This window comes from Brevibacillus fluminis, assembly GCF_003710825.1.
GTDB lineage: Bacteria > Bacillota > Bacilli > Brevibacillales > Brevibacillaceae > Brevibacillus_D > Brevibacillus_D fluminis.
This window is the reverse complement of record NZ_RHHQ01000008.1, coordinates 458,286-479,071: the sequence shown is the minus strand read 5'-3', so window position 1 is coordinate 479,071 and position 20,786 is coordinate 458,286. Positions and strand designations below refer to the sequence as shown.

20 protein-coding genes are annotated in these 20,786 nt (G+C 53.5%); 13 read left to right on the top strand and 7 right to left on the bottom strand.

Annotation, left to right across the window (positions count from 1 at the left end; translation table 11 throughout):
- The first annotated feature begins 85 nt into the window (after positions 1-85).
- Complete coding sequence (locus EDM56_RS11650) at positions 86-1,510, top strand: SpoVR family protein (protein WP_122918066.1); 1,425 nt, start codon at positions 86-88, stop codon at positions 1,508-1,510.
- An 86-nt stretch (positions 1,511-1,596) separates the two neighbouring features.
- On the opposite strand, the gene EDM56_RS11645 is transcribed toward EDM56_RS11650, so the two are convergent.
- The 3 genes from EDM56_RS11645 to EDM56_RS11635 all read right to left on the bottom strand — a co-directional run bounded on the left by EDM56_RS11645 (position 1,597) and on the right by EDM56_RS11635 (position 5,252).
- On the bottom strand, positions 1,597-2,412 hold the full coding sequence (locus tag EDM56_RS11645) for a hypothetical protein (protein WP_122918065.1): 816 nt from the start codon (positions 2,410-2,412) through the stop codon (positions 1,597-1,599).
- Between the two features lie 166 nt (positions 2,413-2,578).
- Positions 2,579-3,130: an MOSC domain-containing protein gene (locus EDM56_RS11640; protein WP_183192394.1), complete on the bottom strand. Its 552-nt coding sequence runs from the start codon at positions 3,128-3,130 to the stop codon at positions 2,579-2,581.
- A 76-nt stretch (positions 3,131-3,206) separates the two neighbouring features.
- On the bottom strand, positions 3,207-5,252 hold the full coding sequence (locus EDM56_RS11635; protein WP_122918063.1) for a methyl-accepting chemotaxis protein: 2,046 nt from the start codon (positions 5,250-5,252) through the stop codon (positions 3,207-3,209).
- A gap of 292 nt (positions 5,253-5,544) precedes the next feature.
- On the opposite strand from EDM56_RS11635, the gene EDM56_RS11630 reads away from it, so the two are divergent.
- Both EDM56_RS11630 and EDM56_RS11625 read left to right on the top strand, forming a co-directional pair.
- A complete protein-coding gene (locus EDM56_RS11630) occupies positions 5,545-6,321 on the top strand; it encodes a hypothetical protein (protein WP_122918062.1) in 777 nt (258 codons plus the stop codon).
- The gene (locus EDM56_RS11625; RefSeq protein ID WP_122918061.1) at positions 6,308-6,781 is read left to right on the top strand and encodes an SRPBCC family protein; all 474 of its coding nucleotides are present in this window, start codon (positions 6,308-6,310) and stop codon (positions 6,779-6,781) included. The genes EDM56_RS11630 and EDM56_RS11625 overlap by 14 nt, the downstream gene beginning before the upstream one ends.
- Positions 6,782-7,139: 358 nt before the next feature.
- On the opposite strand, the gene EDM56_RS11620 is transcribed toward EDM56_RS11625, so the two are convergent.
- Positions 7,140-7,631 (bottom strand): hypothetical protein, encoded by a 492-nt coding sequence (locus tag EDM56_RS11620; RefSeq protein ID WP_122918060.1) that lies wholly within the window; start codon positions 7,629-7,631, stop codon positions 7,140-7,142.
- Positions 7,632-7,858: 227 nt separating this feature from the next.
- Between EDM56_RS11620 and EDM56_RS11615 the strand changes: the two genes are divergently transcribed.
- Positions 7,859-8,485 (top strand): type 1 glutamine amidotransferase family protein, encoded by a 627-nt coding sequence (locus tag EDM56_RS11615; RefSeq protein WP_122918059.1) that lies wholly within the window; start codon positions 7,859-7,861, stop codon positions 8,483-8,485.
- A 60-nt stretch (positions 8,486-8,545) separates the two neighbouring features.
- On the opposite strand, the gene EDM56_RS11610 is transcribed toward EDM56_RS11615, so the two are convergent.
- Positions 8,546-9,031 carry a hypothetical protein gene (locus EDM56_RS11610; RefSeq protein ID WP_122918058.1) on the bottom strand — a complete coding sequence of 162 codons (486 nt, stop codon included), beginning with the start codon at positions 9,029-9,031 and terminating at the stop codon, positions 8,546-8,548.
- Between the two features lie 242 nt (positions 9,032-9,273).
- Between EDM56_RS11610 and EDM56_RS11605 the strand changes: the two genes are divergently transcribed.
- The 9 genes from EDM56_RS11605 (at position 9,274) to EDM56_RS11560 (ending at position 19,357) form a co-directional block, all read left to right on the top strand.
- Positions 9,274-10,407, top strand: coding sequence for a M42 family metallopeptidase (locus EDM56_RS11605; RefSeq protein WP_122918057.1), 1,134 nt, complete (start codon positions 9,274-9,276; stop codon positions 10,405-10,407).
- Positions 10,408-10,497: 90 nt separating this feature from the next.
- Positions 10,498-11,163, top strand: a complete 666-nt coding sequence (locus EDM56_RS11600) for a GntR family transcriptional regulator (RefSeq protein WP_122918056.1) — start codon at positions 10,498-10,500, stop codon at positions 11,161-11,163.
- Positions 11,164-11,405: 242 nt separating this feature from the next.
- Entirely contained in the window at positions 11,406-12,770 is a 1,365-nt protein-coding gene (locus EDM56_RS11595) for an APC family permease (RefSeq protein WP_122918055.1), read from the top strand.
- Between the two features lie 482 nt (positions 12,771-13,252).
- Positions 13,253-14,185 (top strand): malonate decarboxylase subunit epsilon, encoded by a 933-nt coding sequence (gene mdcH / locus EDM56_RS11585; RefSeq protein WP_122918053.1) that lies wholly within the window; start codon positions 13,253-13,255, stop codon positions 14,183-14,185.
- Between the two features lie 36 nt (positions 14,186-14,221).
- Positions 14,222-15,883, top strand: a complete 1,662-nt coding sequence (mdcA, locus tag EDM56_RS11580; protein ID WP_122918285.1) for a malonate decarboxylase subunit alpha — start codon at positions 14,222-14,224, stop codon at positions 15,881-15,883.
- 5 nt (positions 15,884-15,888) lie between these two features.
- Positions 15,889-16,749: a triphosphoribosyl-dephospho-CoA synthase gene (locus EDM56_RS11575; protein ID WP_221175975.1), complete on the top strand. Its 861-nt coding sequence runs from the start codon at positions 15,889-15,891 to the stop codon at positions 16,747-16,749.
- Position 16,750: 1 nt separating this feature from the next.
- Positions 16,751-17,053, top strand: coding sequence for a malonate decarboxylase subunit delta (locus tag EDM56_RS11570; RefSeq protein WP_122918051.1), 303 nt, complete (start codon positions 16,751-16,753; stop codon positions 17,051-17,053).
- The gene (gene mdcD / locus EDM56_RS11565; RefSeq protein ID WP_122918050.1) at positions 17,040-18,737 is read left to right on the top strand and encodes a biotin-independent malonate decarboxylase subunit beta; all 1,698 of its coding nucleotides are present in this window, start codon (positions 17,040-17,042) and stop codon (positions 18,735-18,737) included. Before EDM56_RS11570 ends, mdcD begins: the two co-directional genes overlap by 14 nt.
- The gene (locus tag EDM56_RS11560) at positions 18,728-19,357 is read left to right on the top strand and encodes a malonate decarboxylase holo-ACP synthase (protein WP_122918049.1); all 630 of its coding nucleotides are present in this window, start codon (positions 18,728-18,730) and stop codon (positions 19,355-19,357) included. Before mdcD ends, EDM56_RS11560 begins: the two co-directional genes overlap by 10 nt.
- Positions 19,358-19,425: 68 nt before the next feature.
- Here the strand turns inward: EDM56_RS11560 and EDM56_RS11555 are convergent, their stop codons facing one another.
- Positions 19,426-19,758, bottom strand: coding sequence for a DUF2834 domain-containing protein (locus tag EDM56_RS11555; protein WP_122918048.1), 333 nt, complete (start codon positions 19,756-19,758; stop codon positions 19,426-19,428).
- Positions 19,759-19,821: 63 nt separating this feature from the next.
- Positions 19,822-20,688 (bottom strand): LysR family transcriptional regulator, encoded by an 867-nt coding sequence (locus EDM56_RS11550; protein ID WP_122918284.1) that lies wholly within the window; start codon positions 20,686-20,688, stop codon positions 19,822-19,824.
- Positions 20,689-20,786: the final 98 nt, after the last annotated feature.

Sequence of the window (20,786 nt, the reverse complement as noted above, 5' to 3'; positions counted from 1 at the left end):
TTACCGAACTGCAAGAAATAGTGCTCAATCGGGCTCTGACTTCCATATACATAAAGTAAGCGAGTGGGAAAGCGAGGGGGAAGACATGAGAATCGACGAGCAGAAGGCGCTGGAATATGCCATTGACGAAATAACGGAGATCGCGAAAGGGTTCGGCCTTGATTTTTATCCAATGCGCTATGAGATTTGTCCCTCAGACATCATTTATACGTTTGGTGCTTACGGGATGCCGACGCGGTTTTCGCACTGGAGCTTCGGCAAAAGCTTTTACCGGATGCGGCTGCAATATGAGCTGGGCCTGAGCAAAATCTATGAGCTGGTCATCAACTCCGACCCGTGCTATGCCTTTTTGCTGGACGGCAACAGCCTGATCCAAAACAAGCTAATCGTCGCGCACGTGCTCGGGCACTGCGACTTTTTCAAAAACAACGTCCGCTTTTCCAATACGAAGCGGGACATGGTGGAGAGCATGGCGGCCAGCTCGGAACGCATCCGCCAGTATGAAATCGCCCACGGTAAGGAGGCGGTGGAAAACCTGCTGGATGCGTGCCTGGCGATTCAGGAGCACATTGATCCGAGCCTGATGCGTCCTAAGCTGAGCTGGAAGAAGGCCGTGGATGAGCAGGGCGACTCTACCCAAGGAACGTCGAAGAAACCGGGCCGGTACGACGATTTGTGGAAGCTGGATGAAACGGGGAACGCCGAGGAGCCCAAACAGCAGGCCCGCAAATTCCCGCCGCAGCCGGAGAAGGACATTATGCTGTTCATTCAGCAGTTCAGCCCGCAGCTCGAAGAGTGGCAGCGTGACATCATGACGATCTTGCGCGAGGAGATGCTGTATTTTTGGCCGCAGATTGAGACCAAGATCATGAACGAAGGCTGGGCTTCCTACTGGCACAGCCGCATCTTGCGCGAGATGGATTTGACGGAGGATGAAACGATCGATTTCGCCAAGCTGCACGCGTCCGTCATCCAGCCATCTCCGACCAGCATCAACCCGTACCATTTGGGGTTGAAAATTTTTGAAGATATTGAGCGACGCTATGACAAGCCGACAAAAGAAGAGCAAGAGCGCTTTGGACGCAAGCCGGGAAAAGGTCGCGAGAAACTATTTGAGGTACGGGAGATCGAATCCGATATTTCGTTTATCCGCAACTATTTGACCAAGGATTTGGTCAATGATCTCGACATGTACATGTTCGGCAAGCAGGGGAACGATTGGGTCGTACAGGAAAAGGCTTGGGAGCAGGTGCGGGACGGTTTGGCCAACACGCGGGTGAACGGTGGATTCCCCTACATGACGGTCATGGACGGCGATTATTTGCGCACCGGCGAGCTGTATATCAAGCATTGGTACGACGGCATGGAGCTGGACGTGAAATACATCGAAAAGACGATGCCTTACCTGCAGCAGCTGTGGGGCAAGTCGGTCCATCTGGAAACGATGATCGAGGATCGGGCGGTGCTGTTTACGTTTGATGGAAAAAAAGTGCACCGGCGGTTTTTGTAGCAGGGATGAGAAAAGGCGGAGGCTGCATGAGCGCAGCTCTCCGCCTTTACTTTTTTGTGCAAACAGCTTCTCGGCTTCCAATGGCATCAGGCATGATCCCAATACATCATTTTCAACAAGGCAGGCACCATGATGATTTGTAGGTAGAGCCGCTTATCCGGCTGGTTTTGCCAGGTGAAGTGAATCAAATCATCGCTTGATGAAAAATATTCTTGATTTCTCGCGGGCATTCCCCGCTTGAAGACCGCAAATAGTGGCGCCCCGTCGGACGTACACGTGGTGAACGTAGGGGACATGAATTCACTTTGGGCCACAGCGATCGTGGCGCCGCCTTCATTCTCGACAACAAGTTGAAATTTTTTCAGGCTCATGTGATAGCGTGCGAGCCTTTCGCCATCAGGCATAAAGACATCGACGGGCGAGTTGAGCCCATAGCGCTGCCTGAGTATCAAACGCACATTGCCGTCACTATCCTTCACCGAAAAAGACCGATTCAGAAAAGGGCCAAGGTTCAAAAGGAGGTCAAAGGTTTTGTTGAGCGGCTTTCTCTCTTCGGCAAAGGTGAGTAGCGGTATTCCATCCACGGTATAGTACTGATAGCACAGGTCGATGCCGGCTGCCTTTTTCAGCATCAGCTCCTGATCGTCGCAGAAGAAAGAGACTCTTTCCTGCCGAGTGCGCGCGTTTTCCTTCCATTTCGCTTTTTGGTTGAAGCGCCATGCTGTTGCAAACAAGATGAGCGAAAGCACCAGGAATTCTGTGGCCAATAGAATGGAGCGTGTCAGGTCGGCCTGGTTTTTCCACAGCTCATAGCCAGCTGTCCCGAAGCCGAGCAATAGGATGAAGACTGCCACCCAACCGGTGACTTTGGCATTTCTCTTTTGCAGCTCGTACCAATTCATTGCAAAGCTCCTTCATGCAGAACAAAATGTGAGCACAGTAAGTATCTCGTAGAAAAAATGGTTCCTTTCCACATATACGAGCGAAAAAGGCAATGGTTTCGGATCTGAAAAAAGCCGAATTCCCCGCGAAGCAAGGAACTCGGCTATGTAATAAAACGATGTGATGTTAAACCCGTTCCAGCGGTTTGTGCGGCAATGGGGGAAGCTCGACGCGGATGGAATCACCTGGGCGGATGTCGCCGCTGGCCAGAACGATTCCCATGATTCCGGCTTTGCGGTTGAGGGTGCCATCTTCTTTGCGACTCAAGACCTCAGCCAAGAGGCCCGGCTGGAAGTTGTCGATCTGCGGACAAGGATTGCGCAGGCCGGTGATTTCCACGACAGCTTCATCGCCCAAATACAGCCGTGCTCCGGCCGGCAGTCCGAGTAGATCGATACCACGGGTCGTCACATTTTCCCCCAATTGGCCTGCATAGACGTGAAAGCCTGCCGCTTGCAATCCATCCAGCAGCTCGGCATGGATCAGATGAACCTGTCGCAAGTTCGGCTGCGTCGGGTCCTGAGCGACCCGCGAGCGATGCTTGACCGTTGCGCCGGCATGCGCATCGCCTTCGACCCCAAGTCCCGACACAAGCCGGATGCTTTCCTGATTGTGCTTGCTGAACGTATGCGTTTCGCTCACGCTAACCGCCACGACCGTTCCGGATGTTTCTCCCATTTTTCCACCGCCCATTTCCCAAGATAGCTTTACCTTACCCAGAGGCTGGAAACGTGTCAATGCTTTGAATGACCATTCAAATCCGAAACATGCCGATCGAGCCTTGAAGCTGTTCTGCCATTTGGGCGAGCATCCGCGATGCCGAAGCGACCTCCTGCATGGAGGCGTTTTGCTCTTCGGCGGCAGCTGCCACCTGCTGCGCATTTTCGGCGGAGACTTCCGCCGCTCCAGAGATGCCTTCTACCGCCTGGGCGATCAGGCGAATGCTGCTGTTCATCGCGTGGATATCGGAGCTGATTTCACCCGTCTGCTGGTGAAACGACTCGATGGCGACGCGAATCGCGCCAAATGCGGTTCCGGTCTGGTGAATCAGCAGCCGTCCTTCCTGTAAAGCGGCGGTTCCGTCCTCGGCAGCAGCAACCGCTTGCGCTGTCTCCTGCTGAACAAGCTCCAGGATTTGGGCGATGTGTCCGGCAGCTCTGCTCGATTGTTCCGCCAATTTGCGCACCTCATTGGCAACCACCGCGAAGCCTTTTCCTTGCTCGCCTGCACGGGCCGCCTCAATCGCGGCATTGAGCGCGAGCAGATTGGTTTGTTCGGAAATGGTCGTAATCATCGCGCTGATGCTGCCGATTTCATCCGACTTGATGCCGAGGGAGTGGATCAGGCCAGCTACTGCTTGGACTTTTTCATCAATCCGGTCCATCTGACCGGTCGTCTGTTCCACGACTAAGGCGCCGTCTTTCGCTTTCCGGCTTGCCTCCAACGATGATTGCGCTGTCTGTTTCATGACGATCTCCATGTTCTCCATGCGGTGGGCGGCGCTGACGACTTGCTTGCGTGTATCGCGAATGCTTGTGAGCTGCCTGTCGACTTCAGACGCCACCTCGTGGATCGATGCGGCGATCTGGTCAGTCGCGTGCGTGGTCTGCTCTGCGCTTGCGGTTAGCTGCTCCGATGTGGCGGCCACCTGCACGGCACTTTCGGACACTTTGCCCAGCATGCCACGCAGCCGTTCGATCATTTCATGGAATCGTTCGGTCATTTGCCCGAATTCATCCCGAGTCTTCACAGCCACTAGTTGAGTGAAATCGCCGATCGCCAACCGTTGTACCTGTTGGCCCATTAAAGCAAGCTGGCGGACCAGGCTGCGGCTAAACAACAACATCGCGGCCAAAATCACGGCGATTCCCGCCAAGCTGATAACGCTTTGGATCGAGAGCAGGGAGGTAAGCGGAGCTGACAGCTCGCTTTGTGGGATCACCATGCCCATGACCCAGCCGGTATCGGCCATTTTGCGATAAAACACCCGCTCATCCCCATGCTCATCGGCAAACACGCCGCTGCCGCTGTCGGCTGCTAGCATGGCGGTGCCCAATCGGGCGAGGGCAGGATTTGTTTCACCTGTGATCGCGGTTTTCATCATTTTGTTCGCATCCGGATGAAAAATATAAGTGCCTTTCGGATCGATGAGGAAGGCCCATCCCGTCTTGCCGACCTTTTCTTGCAAGACGAACTGCTGGATCGAGGATAAATCAATATCGGCAAGCGCCACACCAAGTAGCTTTTTCTGTGCGTCATGCATCGGGACCGAGACCGTGACCATCGAGGCTTTGACCGTCGGATCATAGTAAGGAGCGGTGTAAATGGCTTTCGCGTTTGATTCGGCTGCCGTCTCGTACCAGTCTAGGGCAAGGTAGTCCAAATCCTGCTTGTCATTGATCAGCGTGGTGATGCTGCCGTTCGTGCGATAGCTGTAGACGCCGAACAGACGAAGCTCGGGCCGATAGCGTCCAGCTTCAAAGTAGATGCCTGTCCCGTATGTCGACGGATTGGTCGCAAGCAAGCCGGAGGTAATAGCACCGTATTGGGCAGGTGTCACGTTCCCGCTGTATTGCTCGACGGTGCGGGCAAGCACCTCCGGTATTTTGGCATGTGCCGTCATCTCTTTTTCCATTTTGTGCAGCGATGCCCGTAGCTGGTTGTCCATTTTTTCATTGATCTGCGCGATCAGGAGCGATTGGGCGTACTGGTAGGACGAGATAAGCACAGCCAGAAGCGTAAGGACGATAAGAGGCAGAATAAGGCCGATGATACGCATTTTGACTGAACGAAATTTCATGATTGTTTCCTCCGATGGCGTCGTTTTGCCGGATTCGAAAAACAGTTGGGTTTAACCGATAAGACCGGTCTGACCGGTAGGGGAATAGGTTTGCAGCAGCAGCCTTTTTCCCAGTCATTCATTGGAAGCAAAATGTATGCCATTTCCGCATGTAAGCGAGTCAGATGAAATATGCCGCCGCATTTTGCCAGCATGTATGAATTGGTGCATATTGTATGCATTTCTGTATGGAAGAATTGAAACTTCAAGAAAAATTCGGTATGTTACTACCAAAACATGTCGGGAGGAACGCATGGAGCAGGATATATTTTTGCATCGGATTAAGGCGCTCATCCAGGCGCATGAAGACGGGGCGCTCGGCGGTGAGGTCATGCCTGAGGATGTGCTTTGCGGCTTGGTTTCCCAAGACGAGCTACCTGATGTATTGACGTTGGGCATGTCATTGAACTACCAAAGAAACGCCTATGCGCTGTGGCAGTCGATTGCGGATACGTATCGCGACGAGGGCTCGCGCTGGGTGTTTGTCCCGAAAAAAGCTGCGAAAGCCGAGTGGGATGTATTGTGCAAAGCGCTGCTCCGCAATCGGGTAGCACTGCAGCCCAACCGCCACCCGGAGATTTGGCAGCGTGTGGCGCAAGGAATCGTACAGTCATCTGCACAGGGGAACGTGGCGGGGCTGATTGAATTCGCAGGCTGCGATATTGATCGGTTGAAAACGATTATGCAAAAAGAGCGAAAGCGTGACTTTCCGTATTTGTCGGGACCGAAAATTTTCAATTATTGGCTATATGTGTTGGAGACATATGCCGGCGTTTGCTGGAAGTCACGGGAATTGATCACGGTCGCGCCCGATACGCATATTTTAAAGGCGACCGTCCAACTGGGGCTGTGTTCCCCGGACATTTTGCGCGGCGCTGCGGAGGACAGGCAGGCGGCTGCGGATGCATGGGAGCAGGCGCTTTCTGGCAGCGGATGGGCGCCGATTGACATTCATACCCCGCTGTGGCTATGGAGCCGGGCGGGATTTCCGGCTTTGGGAGAAAGGAGGAGAGAACATGCCGATGATTGAAACCGACCTGTTTATTCAAGCGCCGCCCGAAATCTGTTTTGACTGTTCTCGCAGCATTGAGCTGCATATGGAATCGACGGCGCAAACGGGGGAGCGGGCGATCGCAGGGCGCACGTCCGGTCTGATCGAGCTTGGTGAAACCGTCACCTGGGAAGCGGTCCATTTCGGGATCAAGCAGCGATTGACGGCAAAAATCACAGAGTTTGACCGACCGGCGCGATTCGTGGATGAGATGGTCCAAGGGGCTTTCCAAAGCTTTCATCACACCCACGATTTCACGGCCACTGCAGATGGCACCTGGATGAAGGACACGTTTCGCTACACGTCACCGCTCGGCTGGCTGGGCAAACTGGCGGACTGGCTGTTTTTGGAGGCATATATGAAAAAATTCCTCGTCCAGCGCAATCACGTGATCAAGCAAGCCGCCGAAAAAGCGTGGGAGAGGCAGCGGGATAGTTAGCCGTTCGATGTGTACTGTGCTGCCGACAGTTAATCCATTTTTCGGTTCAGCAAAAAGTAAAACACGAGCAAGATCGGTGTAGCCGTAAGAAGTAATAAAATAAGACCGGGAATCCCAATGCTGGACATAAAACGAAACCCTCCTCGAGTGCGTAAATGATCGGTGCGTGAGTCATGAACCAGGCTGCAGAAACAGGAGACATATTATAGACGGAGGAATTTACAAAAAGTTACAATTGTTGTGTGCAAAATGTAGGACATAAAAAAAGAGAAAAAAATGAACAAACACAAAGCAAGGCTGCCGATACGAATACGGCAGCCTTTGTTACTAGCCCATTAAAGGCAAATGAGAATAACCGCTAACACAAAACGATGATTCGATAGGGTGTGGTTTGGGCGGGGATGCTTCTTGTGGAAGGTCCATAAATAACAATCAGATCTCGGTTCGCGGGGCTATTGGAAAAGAATTGTCCATTTGTTAACACAATTTGGGTAAAGGGAGAAATGTTTACTTGTAATTGCCCGTCGCTACTCACCAGCTGATTATTAAAATAACTTACTTTTACATTCTGGACTGGGTTATCCTTTACCATGACAATCGCTTGATATTGTGGAGGGTAAATAAAAGGAACAGGCGCATTCCCATCATAATAACCAGTTACGCGATCGCCTATTTCCACCATGACATGGTCTACAAAGTAAGTTGTAGGCGATACGACGAAATTAACTACTGCTCCTAAACCGTTTTCTACAGAAAATAATTTATAGCAGCCTTCCCCTTCACCACTTTGCCCGGTATCAAAATCGCTTATCATCGTAACGGTCCCCTGAAAAGCATAGAAATTAATCATACATATACCTCCATTGCGTAAAGGCAGAGGGTGGACCCATTGTTATTGGTTCCGCCTAGCCCATACTTCTGAACTAATTTATGTGAAAGTACCGAGAGCGGTGATTATCATCATTTATCTTTGCTTGTTCCTTTTTCATTAGGTACGTTATCCTCACTGACAGCAGTTGTCAGTGAAGTCGTTTTATTATGGAGATACACATTGAGTAACCATTGGAGGACTTGCAAATGAATCATACGGTATATCTTTATGTATTTGATACGATGGCGGATTGGGAAGTAGGTTATGTAACCGCTGAACTAAACTCCGGGAGATATTATAAGAAAGGAGTACCCGCATCAAAAATCGTTACTGTGGGAATCGATAAGACTCCGATCACGACGAAAGGAGGCCTAAAAATAGTTCCGGATATGGAATTGGCTGAGTGCAACATGATAAACGCAGATGCTTTGATTCTACCCGGCGGGGACACGTGGACAGAAATCATTCATGAATCGATTTTAACAAAAGTAGAGCAGTGTTTAGCGGAAGGAATTCTTGTAGCAGCGATTTGTGGTGCGACAATCGCCCTTGCTCAAAAAGGATGGCTGGATTCGAGGCCGCATACAAGCAATGACTTGGAATTTCTTAAAATGATCTGCCCTACCTATGCGGGAGAAGAATATTATAAGAAGGAGCCAGCCGTAACGGATGGAAAACTGATAACTGCTTCCGGCATAGCGCCATTGGAATTCTCCATGCATGTCTTGAGAGCTTTGGATGTGTTTTCTTCCAAAACAGTAGATGCCTGGTACAATCTTTATCGGACGCGTGAACCTGAGCATTTTTATGAGTTAATGAATTCTATTCAATGAGGCGAATAAGTGAAGTGGCAGTCGAGGACGATAGGTTCTCATCCAAGACTGCCACTTTTTTCAAAACGTATAATCGTGTTTTTTCTTCCGCGACAGGATCGAGCCGCCGATTGCAACCAGGACAACTCCGAAAATGCCACCGATCTGCGTGGATAAAAAGGAGCAAGCGAGGAAAATGAAAGCGATGGCGGTGAGCAGCATGATTGGGATCAAAAGCCCGATTTTGCGGAAACCGAAAAAGTACAGCTCCCACAATCCGAACGCTGGGCCGAGCAGGAAAATCGGCCACGTTTTGCTCATGTCGCCGTCAAGGACGATCTCGCTGAAGAAGAAGAGCAGGGCGTATACAAGCAAAATGCCGCCGGGAACAAGGACACCGGAGCGTGCAGGGCTTGGTTTCAAAAAATAAAACAAATGGAAACCGATGGCCGGAATCAAGAGGAAGGCAGGCCAGAGCTTGTCGATGCCAAACTCCATCCCGCTGTAAGTGGCGAGCACGAAGAGTATGCCGATTCCGGTGAGAATATAGCCCAAAAGTTGTCGCATTGAATGGTTCTCCCTTCAATCCAATTCATCATTTCTGTATAAATCTACCACATGAATGGCAAGAGATGATCCGTCTAAGGGCTGATCCGTACATAAGTCTCGGGGAGAGGGAAGCAAAAAATAAATGTTTACGATAATTGAAATAATCAGTATAATACAAAATGTCGACAATCGACAAAAATCGATTGGTGAAAAGAGCAAGTCCGAATAGCTTTCGAACAGTCTAACAAGGAGGGAAAATCATGACAACTGACAATTTATTGAAAGAGCTTACATACGCAAAAGAGCGGATCAAGTCGTTTTTTCGAGAGTTGACCGGACTGATCGGCGTGTCGGGTTCTGAGCAGGAAGTCGTGAAGTATTTGCGCGATCAGCTCGCAGCGGTTGCGGATGAGGTGAAGGTCGACCGCAACGGCAATGTGACGGCGATCAAGCGCGGGACGAAGCCGGGCCCGAAGCTGATGGTAGCTGCTCATGCGGATGAGGTCGGTTTTTGCGTAAAAAACATCCTGACGAACGGTTTTTTGGCGTTTGACCGGATCGGCGACGGGTCGGACGCGCTGCTTCCGGGTCGCAAGGTATGGATCAGTACTCGAAACGGTCGCAAAATCACCGGTATCATCGGCGTCAAGGCAGGGCATATGCAGACGGCAGAAGAAGCGCAAAAGACGCTGACGATCCGCGATGCTTACCTTGATGTAGGTGCATCGTCGAGACAGGAAGCGGAGGAGATGGGCATTCGCATCGGTGATACGATCGTGTTCCAAAGCGATTTCACCGAGATGTTCAATCCAGACCTGATCTCGACCAAATCGGTAGACAACCGGATCAGCTGCGCGATTCTTATTGAGCTGTTCCATCAGCTTAAAGACGCGGATTTCGCCGGCACGTTATATGGCGTCGTAACGGTTCGCGAGGAAGTGGGGCTGCATGGTGCCGCGATACTGCGCAATGCCATTGATCCGGACTATGCGATCGTACTCGATACGATTCCGGCGGGAGATGTCCCTGACATCGATACGGAGCGGATGCTGCCTGTCTACTTGGGCAAGGGGCCGGCTTGTCCGATCGCGGACGGCACGCCGGAAGGCTTTTTCACCTTTATCCATCCGAAGGTGAGGGAGATCATTGAAGAGCAGTCGGAAGCAGCTGGCGTCCCTTTGCAGTATTTGACGCTGGTCGGAAACTATTACACGACAGATGCGGCTGGCTTTGCCTTGGCGAACGGCGGTCTTCCTGTCGGTATCATCGCCACGCCGCGACGCTACTCGCATTCGCCGGTGGAGCTGGTCAACCTAAACGATGCCGCGCAAGTATTGCGCATCGTCAAGGCGATTGTTACGGCGAACGGGGAGAAGGATCTTTCGTTCATCTGATCTGCGCGCGTCGTGCGTGGAACCGGCAAATGATATAATAGGGTTGTTTCTACTAAACGATACCTATTTTTATGCAGGAGAATAGAGCAAATGAATAGAGCTTTGATTGATAATAATGCGTTGTCGAACCTCATTAAAAACAACATCACGGAAGATATCATCATGGGCAAAATCTTGCCCGGCGAGAAGCTCATAGAAACCAAGTATGCGGAAGAGTTCGGTACGAGCAGGGCGCCGATTCGCGAAGCGTTTTACCTGCTGTCGCTGGAAGGCTTCGTGGAGAAGATCCCGCGCAAAGGAACGGTGGTCAGAGGATACTCCGCTGAAGAGATCAAGGACTTGCTGATGATCCGCTGCTATTTGGAAAACCTAGCGATCGAGAAGCTGGAGCATCAGGACATTTCGCAAGACTTGGTCAAAATGGAGCAGCTTCTTACCGCAATGGAGGCGAAGGGCAGCGAGAAGGAATATGCCAAGCTGAACTACGATTTCCATTCCCAGCTGGTGACAGCAAGCCGCAGTGACGTGCTGGAAAATATGTATGCCAAGCTAGGCGTGCCCTTGCTCTCCGTGCAAACGATCGCGTTCATGGAGGGACAAAACATGGAGCAGTCTTTGGCTGAGCATAAGCAGATTGTCCATTTGCTGCGGGAGAAAAATTTCGCGGAGGCAAAGCAACTGCTTGATACGCATAACAAAGCCGTGTTTCCCCGAATTGAAAAGTACCTGGAGAAAAAGGGGAGCGGCGCGAAGTAACCCGATGTCAACATACTTGTGCAACATGAGGATGATAGGCAAAGAGACAAACGTCTCTTGCCTATCTGTTCCGGTAAGTGCTGTAACCTTTCTTTTTCCAATTAATGTCGACAATCGACATATTATAGTAATAAAGACAGATACAACGTTCCTTTATGAAAGCCCTTTCTTCTATTGTTTTGCACCTACCAAAGAAACCAGCATGTCCACACTTCACTTTTTCGATTTGCGAGGAGGATTTCATGAACAGCGAAAACACGACTTTGCAGCGACGGTTCACCTTATGGCCTCTGATTTTCTTTGGTCTTGCCGCGATTTCTCCGGGAACGGTTTTAACCACATTCGGCATAGCCGCACAAACTTCGCATGGCATGGTTCCAGCATCCTATCTGATCGCGCTGGCGGGCCTATTGTTTACGGCTTACAGCTACGGCCGGATGGTCAAGGTGTATCCGGCGGCAGGCTCAGCCTACACGTACACGCAAAAGGCGCTCAGCCCTCATCTCGGCTTTATCGTGGGCTGGGGACTTTTATCCGATTATTTGTTCATGCCGATGGTGAACTATCTGATTTTTGGCATCTTTCTTTCCGCGCGGTTCCCATCGATCCCATTTTATGTGTGGACACTTGCCCTGATCATCCTGGTGACGTTCATTAACATCAGGGGCGTTAAGCTGGCGACCAGTGTGAATATGATCACCAGCATCTATGGAGTGCTCACGGTCATTTTCTTCACGATTCTTTCTTTTAAAAGCGCGCTCAGCGGGGTGGGAACGGTTCAGGCGATCACGTTGCTTCCATTTTTCAATCCTGACGTTTCGCTGTCGATTGTCGTGGCAGGCGCATCCCTGCTTTGCTTTTCGTTCCTCGGCTTCGATTCGATCGCCACGCTGACGGAGGAGACCGTCGATGCCAAAAACACGATTCCCAAAGCCATGATGATCGTCGTTCTTTTGGTTGGCGTGCTGTTCGTCCTTGTCTCCTACGCGATGCAGATCGCTCATCCTGACTATCTATCGTTTAAAAATCCGGATTCGGCTGCTTTGGAAATCGCCGCTAGCGTCGGGGGCGACTTGTTCGTCGCATTTGTCCTGGGGAAAACGGTCATGGGCACGTTGGGCTCCGGCTCCGCCGCGCATATGGGCGCCTCCCGCTTGCTGTATGCGATGGGCCGAGATCGCGTTTTGCCGAAAAAGGTGTTTGGCTACCTGCACCCGACGTACAAAACGCCGACCATCAATATTCTTCTGGTCAGCGCATTCTCCCTACTCGCGCTGTTTATGGACTTGGGGACGGTCGCATCCTTTATCAATTTCGGGGCCTTGTTGGCATTCTGTCTGGTCAATGTCTCGGTAATCGCCCACTATTTCGTAAAAGAACGGAAGCGCTCCTTCGGAGGAACCGTCCGTTACTTGCTTCTGCCGTTGATCGGGGCAGCCTTCAACATCTGGCTCATTACCGGCTTGGACAAACACTCGCTCATGCTCGGCCTTATCTGGGGAGCACTCGGCATCATCTACCTGCTTTACTTGACGAAAGGCTTCAAAAAACGCCCGCCGGAAATGGTATTCGATGAAGATGCCGGAGAAGAGGCCAAGGCGGGGTGAGAAGGAGCAAAAAAATATAAGTACGTAACGAAGAAACCCCAGTCTCTCGATCGACTGGGGTTTTTCTCCATTGAATGAACCCTCAAACCTATCTATCAGATTTCTTTTATGATCATTCATCCGCAGCAAGGGGTTTTTGAAAGAAAGTGGAGCAGAAGCATTGACGATGCCTGCCAGGTGCGGCAGAAAAAATGGAAACGCTTTGGGCCACATCTACTTCCTTGAGAGGCACCCGCCGCGCAGCGTGTGGCTTTGGGGCCCTGTTTCCATTTTTTCTGTCGCGCCGGTCTCCCCAACCCCCAGTGGGCATTGTCACCGCTTGCGCGGAACTTTCTTTCAAAAACCCCCTCGCCTCCACCAAAATCAACGTCCTCCAAAAAGAGAGGATCCCCTTGAAAATTACCCAAACATATTGTAATGTAAAATTGTCGACAATCGACATTTCGGACGAGGGTAAACGATGAAAACCAAAGGAGAATCCGATGAACACGGCATTCCTTTTTCCCGGACAAGGTTCACAGCGTCCCAACATGCTCCATGATTTGCCCGAACATTCAGATGTTTTTCGGACGATTCAAGAAGCGAGCGAGGTGTTGGGCGAGGATATTCTCACCTATGATACGGCAGAGAAGTTACAATCCACCCGGTTTGTTCAGCTCAGCCTGCTCGTAGCCGGTGTCGCAGTCTTCCATGCCATGCAAGCGGAGGGGACGATCCCCGACATGGTCGCCGGACATTCTGTGGGGGCATTTGGGGCTGCGGTTGCGGCCGGATCATTGTCATTTCAGGATGCGATCTCGCTGGTCAAGCTGCGTGGGGAGCTGATGGAGCAGGCTTATCCGAATGGGTATGGAATGGGTGTCATTTTGGGAATGAGCGAGCGGCGTGTACGCGCACAGCTCGAACGCTTTTATACAGCCGAGTCGCCGGTCTATGTTGCCAACCTCAACGCACCTGACCAAATTACGGTTTCCGGTGCGCTTGCAGGATTGAAAAGCGTGCTTGCGCATACGCGGGTGGCAGGAGCACGCAAGGCGCAGCTTTTGCATGTGAGCGTGCCTTCTCACTGCGTTCTGATGGAAGGTGTCGCCCGACAGCTGGAATCGGCTTTGGAACGGGTTCACTTACATATGCCACGTATTCCTTATGCAGGCAACCGTACGGCGAGGCTTTTACGCACAGCGGAAGCGATTCGCGAGGATTTGGCGGCGAGCGTGGCAGCAACAGTCCGTTGGCATGACGCCACTTCCTTATTGTACGAGTTGGGCGCCCGGCTTTTTGTGGAGATGCCGCCAGGGCACGTATTGACGGATTTGGCCGCGCATGCGTTCCAAGATGCTCGCTGTGTCGCCATCGCGGAGCGCGGTGTCAAGGCAGCCGTCTTGTTAACAAGGAAAATGAGTGAAAACGGATAGAAACGCTACAACGATTGGAAGGGAGAAATCCGCATGATGCAGAGTAGCAAGGAAAGCATGTCAGCCGGGCGAAGCTGGACGCGCCGCCGTGATGAGAAGGCGCGGAGGTTACAGAACGCACAGCGCTTCACGGTGGGGAATCGCATCCCGACTAACCGAATTGTGGAGGCGCTCGAGGTGCTGCTGGCACCCGGCGATCGGGTCGTTTTGGAAGGTAATAATCAAAAGCAAGCCTCTTTTTTATCGATGGCGCTTTCGCAAGTTGATGCAGGAAAAGTAAATAAGCTGCACATGATCATGTCCAGCATTTCCCGACGGGAGCATCTCGACATTTTTGAAAAAGGGATCGCCGAGAAAATCGATTTCTCCTATGCGGGAACGCAAAGCTTACGGGTGGCGCAAATGCTAGAGGACGGCATCTTGAAAATGGGAGAAATCCACACGTATCTGGAATTGTTCGGTCGGCTGTTTATCGACCTGATCCCCAATGTGGCGCTGATCGCGGCGGATAAGGCCGATGACGCAGGCAATCTGTACACCGGTCCCAATACGGAGGAGACGCCTGCAATCGTCGAGGCGACGGCGTTTAAAGACGGAATCGTCATCGCGCAGGTTAATGAACTGACGGATGAGCTGCCGCGCGTTGACATTCCGGGTTCTTGGATCGATTTCGTCGTGGTTGCCGACAAGCCCTATCAGCTCGAAGCTCTCTTTACAAGAGACCCGCGTCACATCACCGAGCTGCAGATTTTGATGGCGATGATGACGATCCGGGGCATTTACGAGCGACATAACGTCCAATCGCTGAACCACGGGATCGGCTACAACACGTCCGCAATCGAGCTTTTGCTGCCGACATACGGAGAGCAGCTTGGTCTCAGAGGGAAAATTTGTAAGTATTGGGCGCTCAATCCGCATCCGACCTTAATTCCTGCGATTGAAAGCGGGTGGGTGGAAAGCGTGCACTGCTTTGGCGGCGAGGTTGGCATGGAGCAGTATGTGGCAGCCCGGCCGGATGTTTTCTTCACGGGGAGGGATGGGAGCCTTCGTTCCAATCGGGCTCTATCACAGGTAGCTGGCCAATATGCGGTGGACCTGTTCATCGGCTCGACGCTGCAAATGGATGGAGACGGCAATTCGTCCACCGTAACGGCAGGGCGTCTATCCGGTTTTGGCGGGGCGCCGAATATGGGACATGATCCGCGCGGCCGCCGCCATTCCACGCCGGCATGGCTTGACATGATGACGGCGGACGATCCGCTCGCACGCGGCAAAAAGCTGGTGGTGCAGATGGTGGAAACGTTCCAAGCTGGCAATGCGCCCGTGTTCGTGGAGTCGCTCGACGCGATCCAGGTAGGCCGCGATGCCAAGCTGGCGACGACGCCCGTGATGATCTATGGAGACGATGTGACACACGTGGTGACGGAAGAAGGGATCGCGTATCTCTATAAAGCGCAAAGCCTGGAGGAGCGCAGACAGGCGATTGCGGCGATCGCCGGGGTAACCCCGATCGGCTTGCAGCATGATCCGCGTCTGACCGAATCGCTGCGACGAGATGGGCTGGTCGCGCTGCCGGAAGATTTGGGCATTCGCCGGACGGAAGCCAGGCGTTCCTTGCTTGCGGCCAAGAGTGTGGATGATTTAGTGGAATGGTCGGGAGGCTTGTACCAGCCCCCAGCCAAATTCCGCAGCTGGTGAGCAGGATGAGTCGGATAAACGTATCGCTACCAGCAGAGCGCAGTGGTGAAAGGTTATCGCAAGCGGCGATATGCGCCTTGATCGAAGAAGCGGAGCTGACGCCGAAGCCCGGCCTCGTCGATCTGGCGAGCAACGGCTCTCATGCGGACATGGACATCGAATTGATGCGGCGTTCCGCCCAGTCATTGACCCAGACCTTTCGAGAGATGGCGGAGGTCGCCTTTTCGCAAGCGCCGAGCCAGTGGCTTCGTGAGCGGCTCGCGGCAATCGGGCGAGCTGGGGAGAGCATGATGTTGCAGGCGACAGGCGGCGTCAATACGCACAAAGGGGCGATCTGGGCGCTCGGCTTACTGACGGCTGGCGCCGCAATTGAAGGAGAGGATGCCGCTCCCGCACTGATTGCCAAAACAGCGGGAGAGATCGCATGCTTTCCCGATCGTTGGGCCCCAGTCGGCATGACAAACGGAGCGCGGGTCCGGCAGCGTTACGGAGTGCGGGGAGCCGCAGAAGAAGCGAAGCAAGGGTTTCCGCACGTGATTTCGCTCGGCTTACCGGCATTGCAGGAAGCTCGCGCGCGAGGGGCATCGGAGGTGGAGGCGAGACTTGATGCGCTGGTCGCCTTGATCGCATCTGTCGACGACACGTGCATTTTGCATCGGGGCGGCGAGGAGGCGCTGCGTGAGGCGAAAAAAGGCGCCGACGCGGTGATGCAGGCTGGCGGCACTTCAACAGAAGCAGGGCGGCGTGCCCTCGTACGCTTGGATGGACTGCTGACAAGCCGCAACGCATCCCCGGGGGGGAGCGCTGATTTGCTTGCAGCCACTTTATTTCTCGATCGCTTGCATAATTTGACTGGAGGGGTTTGAGGTGGAGACATTGACCTTTTTGTATAAAGCGACCAAACCGATGACGCGGTGCGCACACGTAGGTGTGGTCGGATCAGGGGACCTGGAGGTTTTGTTCGAGCCTTCTGAAGAACAGCAGGCGCATGTTGTGGTGCGGACGGGAGCCATTGGCTTCGGCGAGACGTGGAAGGCGGTGCTGGATCGTTTTTTCACCGTGAACGATGTGGCGGCGAAGGTGACGATCAATGATTTTGGCGCGACGCCGGGCGTTGTCTCGATGCGCCTGGCACAAGCGTTGGAGGTGGGCTGGTATGAGGGAAACTAGAGACATGAGCTTTGTCGAGCTGAATGCGCGGGATCGGGCCAAAGCTATTTTGGATGCAGGTACGTTTCGCGAGCTGCTCGGGCCATTTGACAGGATGGAGTCGCCCCATTTGGCACCGCAGGGCATCGTGCCGCAGAGCGATGATGGCGTAGTGGTCGGACGCGGCTTGATCGCAGGTGTTCCGGCCGTTGTCATCTCGATTGAGGGAGCGTTTCAAGGCGGCGGGATCGGTGAGGTGTCCGGAGCCAAGATCGCCGGAGCGCTTGAGCTCGCGCTGGTTGACTGGAAAAAAGGCATCCCGACCCGACCTGTCGTCTTGTTTGATACGGGAGGCGTGCGTTTGCAAGAGGCGAACTATGGTCTATTATCGATTGCCGAGATCGGTGCTGCAGTCGTCGCGCTGCGCCAGCATACGCCTGTTGTAGGAGTGATCCCGGGCAAAATTGGCTGCTTTGGCGGAATGGGCATCACGGCGGCGCTGTTCAGCCACCTGCTGATGACCAAAGAAGGGCGCTTTGGCCTGAACGGGCCGGAGGTGATTGAGCAGGAGGCGGGGATTGAAGAATTTGATGCGAGCGACCGGATGCTCATCTGGCAGACGATCGGTGGCGCCCAGCGTCAAGCGACTGGCTTTGTCGATGAGATGGTGGAAGACAGCGAGGCAGTGATCCGGGCAAGGGTGCAAGCAGCTTTTGAGAAAGGCATCCCGGTGACGCACCGCACCCAAGAGGTTGAGCGATATACGGCGCTGTTGCGGTCCATCGATCCGCAAACGTCGCTCAATCCGGATGGTTTCCGCGAGCTGTGGGCAAAAGCGCTGGAAGGCGAGCTGGCAACCAAACCGCAGGCAACTCGTACAGCTGTAGCTGGCGATGTTGTAAACAGCAGGGGGAGAACGTGGTTTCAGGCATTGGCAGGGCATGCTGGCAAGGACAGCCCCAACGCGTCCGTGCTGACGGCAGATACACAGCTCGACGATCAACGGGTGCGCTATATCGCGGTTGTCCCCAATCCGCATGCGCGCTTTCCACGGGCAAGCGAAGGGGAAGTGGGGCTCGAGGAAGGCTGGGCGATCGCTCGCGCTGTACGGCAAGCAATCGCAGAAGATCAAGGGAAAGAGCAGCGTGCCATCGTGGCGATCGTTGATGTGCCGAGCCAGGCATATGGCTATCGCGAAGAGCTGCTCGGGATTCATTATGCGCTGGCAGCAGCGGCAGATGCGTATGCAAGCGCCAGAATGGCAGGTCATCCGGTCATCGGGCTACTGGTCGGCAACGCCATTTCCGGTGCTTTCCTCGCCCACGGCTTCCAGGCCAACCGCTTGTTAGCGCTGGATGACCCTGGCGTCAGCGTGCAGGCGATGTCTAAGCAGTCGGCCAGCCGCATCACCCGTCGGACCATCGACGAGCTAGAGGAAGCGACGAAAAAGGTGCCTGCGATGGCGTATGATATCCGTTCCTTTGCCAGCTTGGGCGCCCTGTATGAGCTGATTGAAGGCATCAACGCGGAGGAACCGACAGCAGCGGATATTCGAACCATTCAAGCTAAACTGCGTGAGGCGATCGCGGATGCGTCCAACGGTCCGCGCGATTTGAGCAGCAGGTTCACCACAGAAGCCGCCATCGCAGGCGGACGATCCGCATCCATTGCGGTGCGTAGCAAGCTAGCGGCCCAATGGGACTGAGGCCGCACGATCTGGTCAGGCTGGCGCGCCCCGATGCCCTCATCAGCCATAGCCAGCAGCCGGAATGGGTGGCCCCATCACTTGGGCGCGCCCCGTATGCCGTCATTCGCCGCGTTCCCCTCATGCCGGGGATGGTCCCCATCGGTGTGCGCGGTGAGGCGCGCTCGGAGCGCTTCGCGGCCTTTGTAGACGATGGCAATATCGCCGAAATCATAACGCCTGAACAGCTTGCTGTGCAGCAAGCGTGGAACAAGCGTGACCGGACTCACCAAATCGGGGCGCTGCAGTCGCTTCCCTTCATCGCCCGACTGTTCGCCGATAATGCGCTGCCATGGGGGCCTGTTGGCAGCGTCGGGTTTGAGCTGGCAAGCGGGCTTGTGACCGCGAAAGCCACCAGCGATCTGGATGTTGTCGTACGGGTGCCGGAACCGCTGGATTGGAAAATCGCAGCAGAGCTGTATGACGAGCTTGGCAAGGCGCCAGCAAGGGTGGATGTGCAGCTCGAGACGCCGCTTGGCGCCATTGCGCTCGCCGAATATGCCAGCCCCGTTCGTCCGCTGTTGCTAAAAACCGTTCACGGTCCACGTTTGACAGCCGATCCGTGGGACGCATCGGTTTGACATAAAAAACAAAACACAGCCAAACCACGCGAGTCGGCTGTGTTTTGTTTTTTCACTTTTATGTCCACCTAAAAAAGCGAGGACGTCTTCGCGCGTTCGCACGCTTTTTGCCTGAAAAAGAGAAAGAGGGGAAGGGCAAAAGACAACCCGATCGTTAACGTTGCCACGATATAAAGCCACCAATGCTGCATCTGCAGTTTCCTCGATTCCCGAACCAGAAACACAAAGAAGACGAGACAGCAGATGAGGAAATCGGTGGCGAAGAACGAGGAAATGTTGTTTGCGAACAATTCGGCGGCAAATTCCTTGAAATCGAGTCCGTTTGAGCGAAGGAACGGGATGAAATGACGGTAAGGCAAAACAGCTCCGGCGGCAGCCAGAAGCAAGTACAAGCTTTTCATTTCAGCATCCACCTTGTCTTTTTTACACAATTATACAATTTGTGGAAAAGGTATTTCTATTTTTTACGCCAGCCAAGACTGGATGCTGCGGATGAACGTCTTGGCCGCCGGCGAAATCGTCTCCAAATTTTGCGCCGCGATCCCGATGGAGCGATACGGCTCGCCCTCCAGCGAGAGGATGCTCACGTTGTCCGGGATGCGGAACAGCACCATCTCCGGCAAAATGCTGACGCCCAATCCGTTCTGTACCATGGAGATGATCGCTTGGTCATCCGCCAGCTCAAAGCGGATGCGCGGGACGATCTTATGCTTTTGGAAAATGCGCCGTACATCGTTATCGCAGCTTTCCGTTGGCATGATGAACCATTCGTGTGCTAGCTGCTCGATTTGAACTTGTGTCTGCTGCTCGAGCGGATGTCCGGCTGGCACCATGCAGAGCATCCGGTCTTTACGCAACGGCAAAATGTCGAATGCTTTGGCTACAGGCAGGGAGACGAAGCCGAAATCTACGGCGCCGCTGCTGATCCAATGATCGATATCCTCGTAATCCCCCTCCAACAGCTTGATTTCGATGGCGGGGTGGTTGAGCTGGAACTGCTTCATGATCTCAGGCAGCCACTGGACAGAGACGCTGGAAAACGTCCCGATTCGCACGGTCCCGCTCTCCAGCCCGTTGATCGTAGCGATTTCCTGCGCCAGCTGCTCCCGCCAGCGTAAAATTTCGCGGACATGTCGCAGCACGCGCTCGCCATTGGCGGTCAAGCTGATCCCGGAGCGTCCACGAACGAGAAGGGAGAAGCCCCACTCCGACTCCAGGCTCGCAATCGCGTGACTGACGGCCGACTGGGTCAACCCGAGCGTTTCGGCGGCTTTCGTCAGGCTTCCCAGCTCAACGATCGTGCTGAATACCTCGAATTTGGTCAAAGACATTCCCATCACCAACACATGAATTTTTTTAAAACATGCCATGATAAACATTCATTTTTCTTATCTAAATCCTACTCGTATACTTAGCAGTAAGCAAGCGG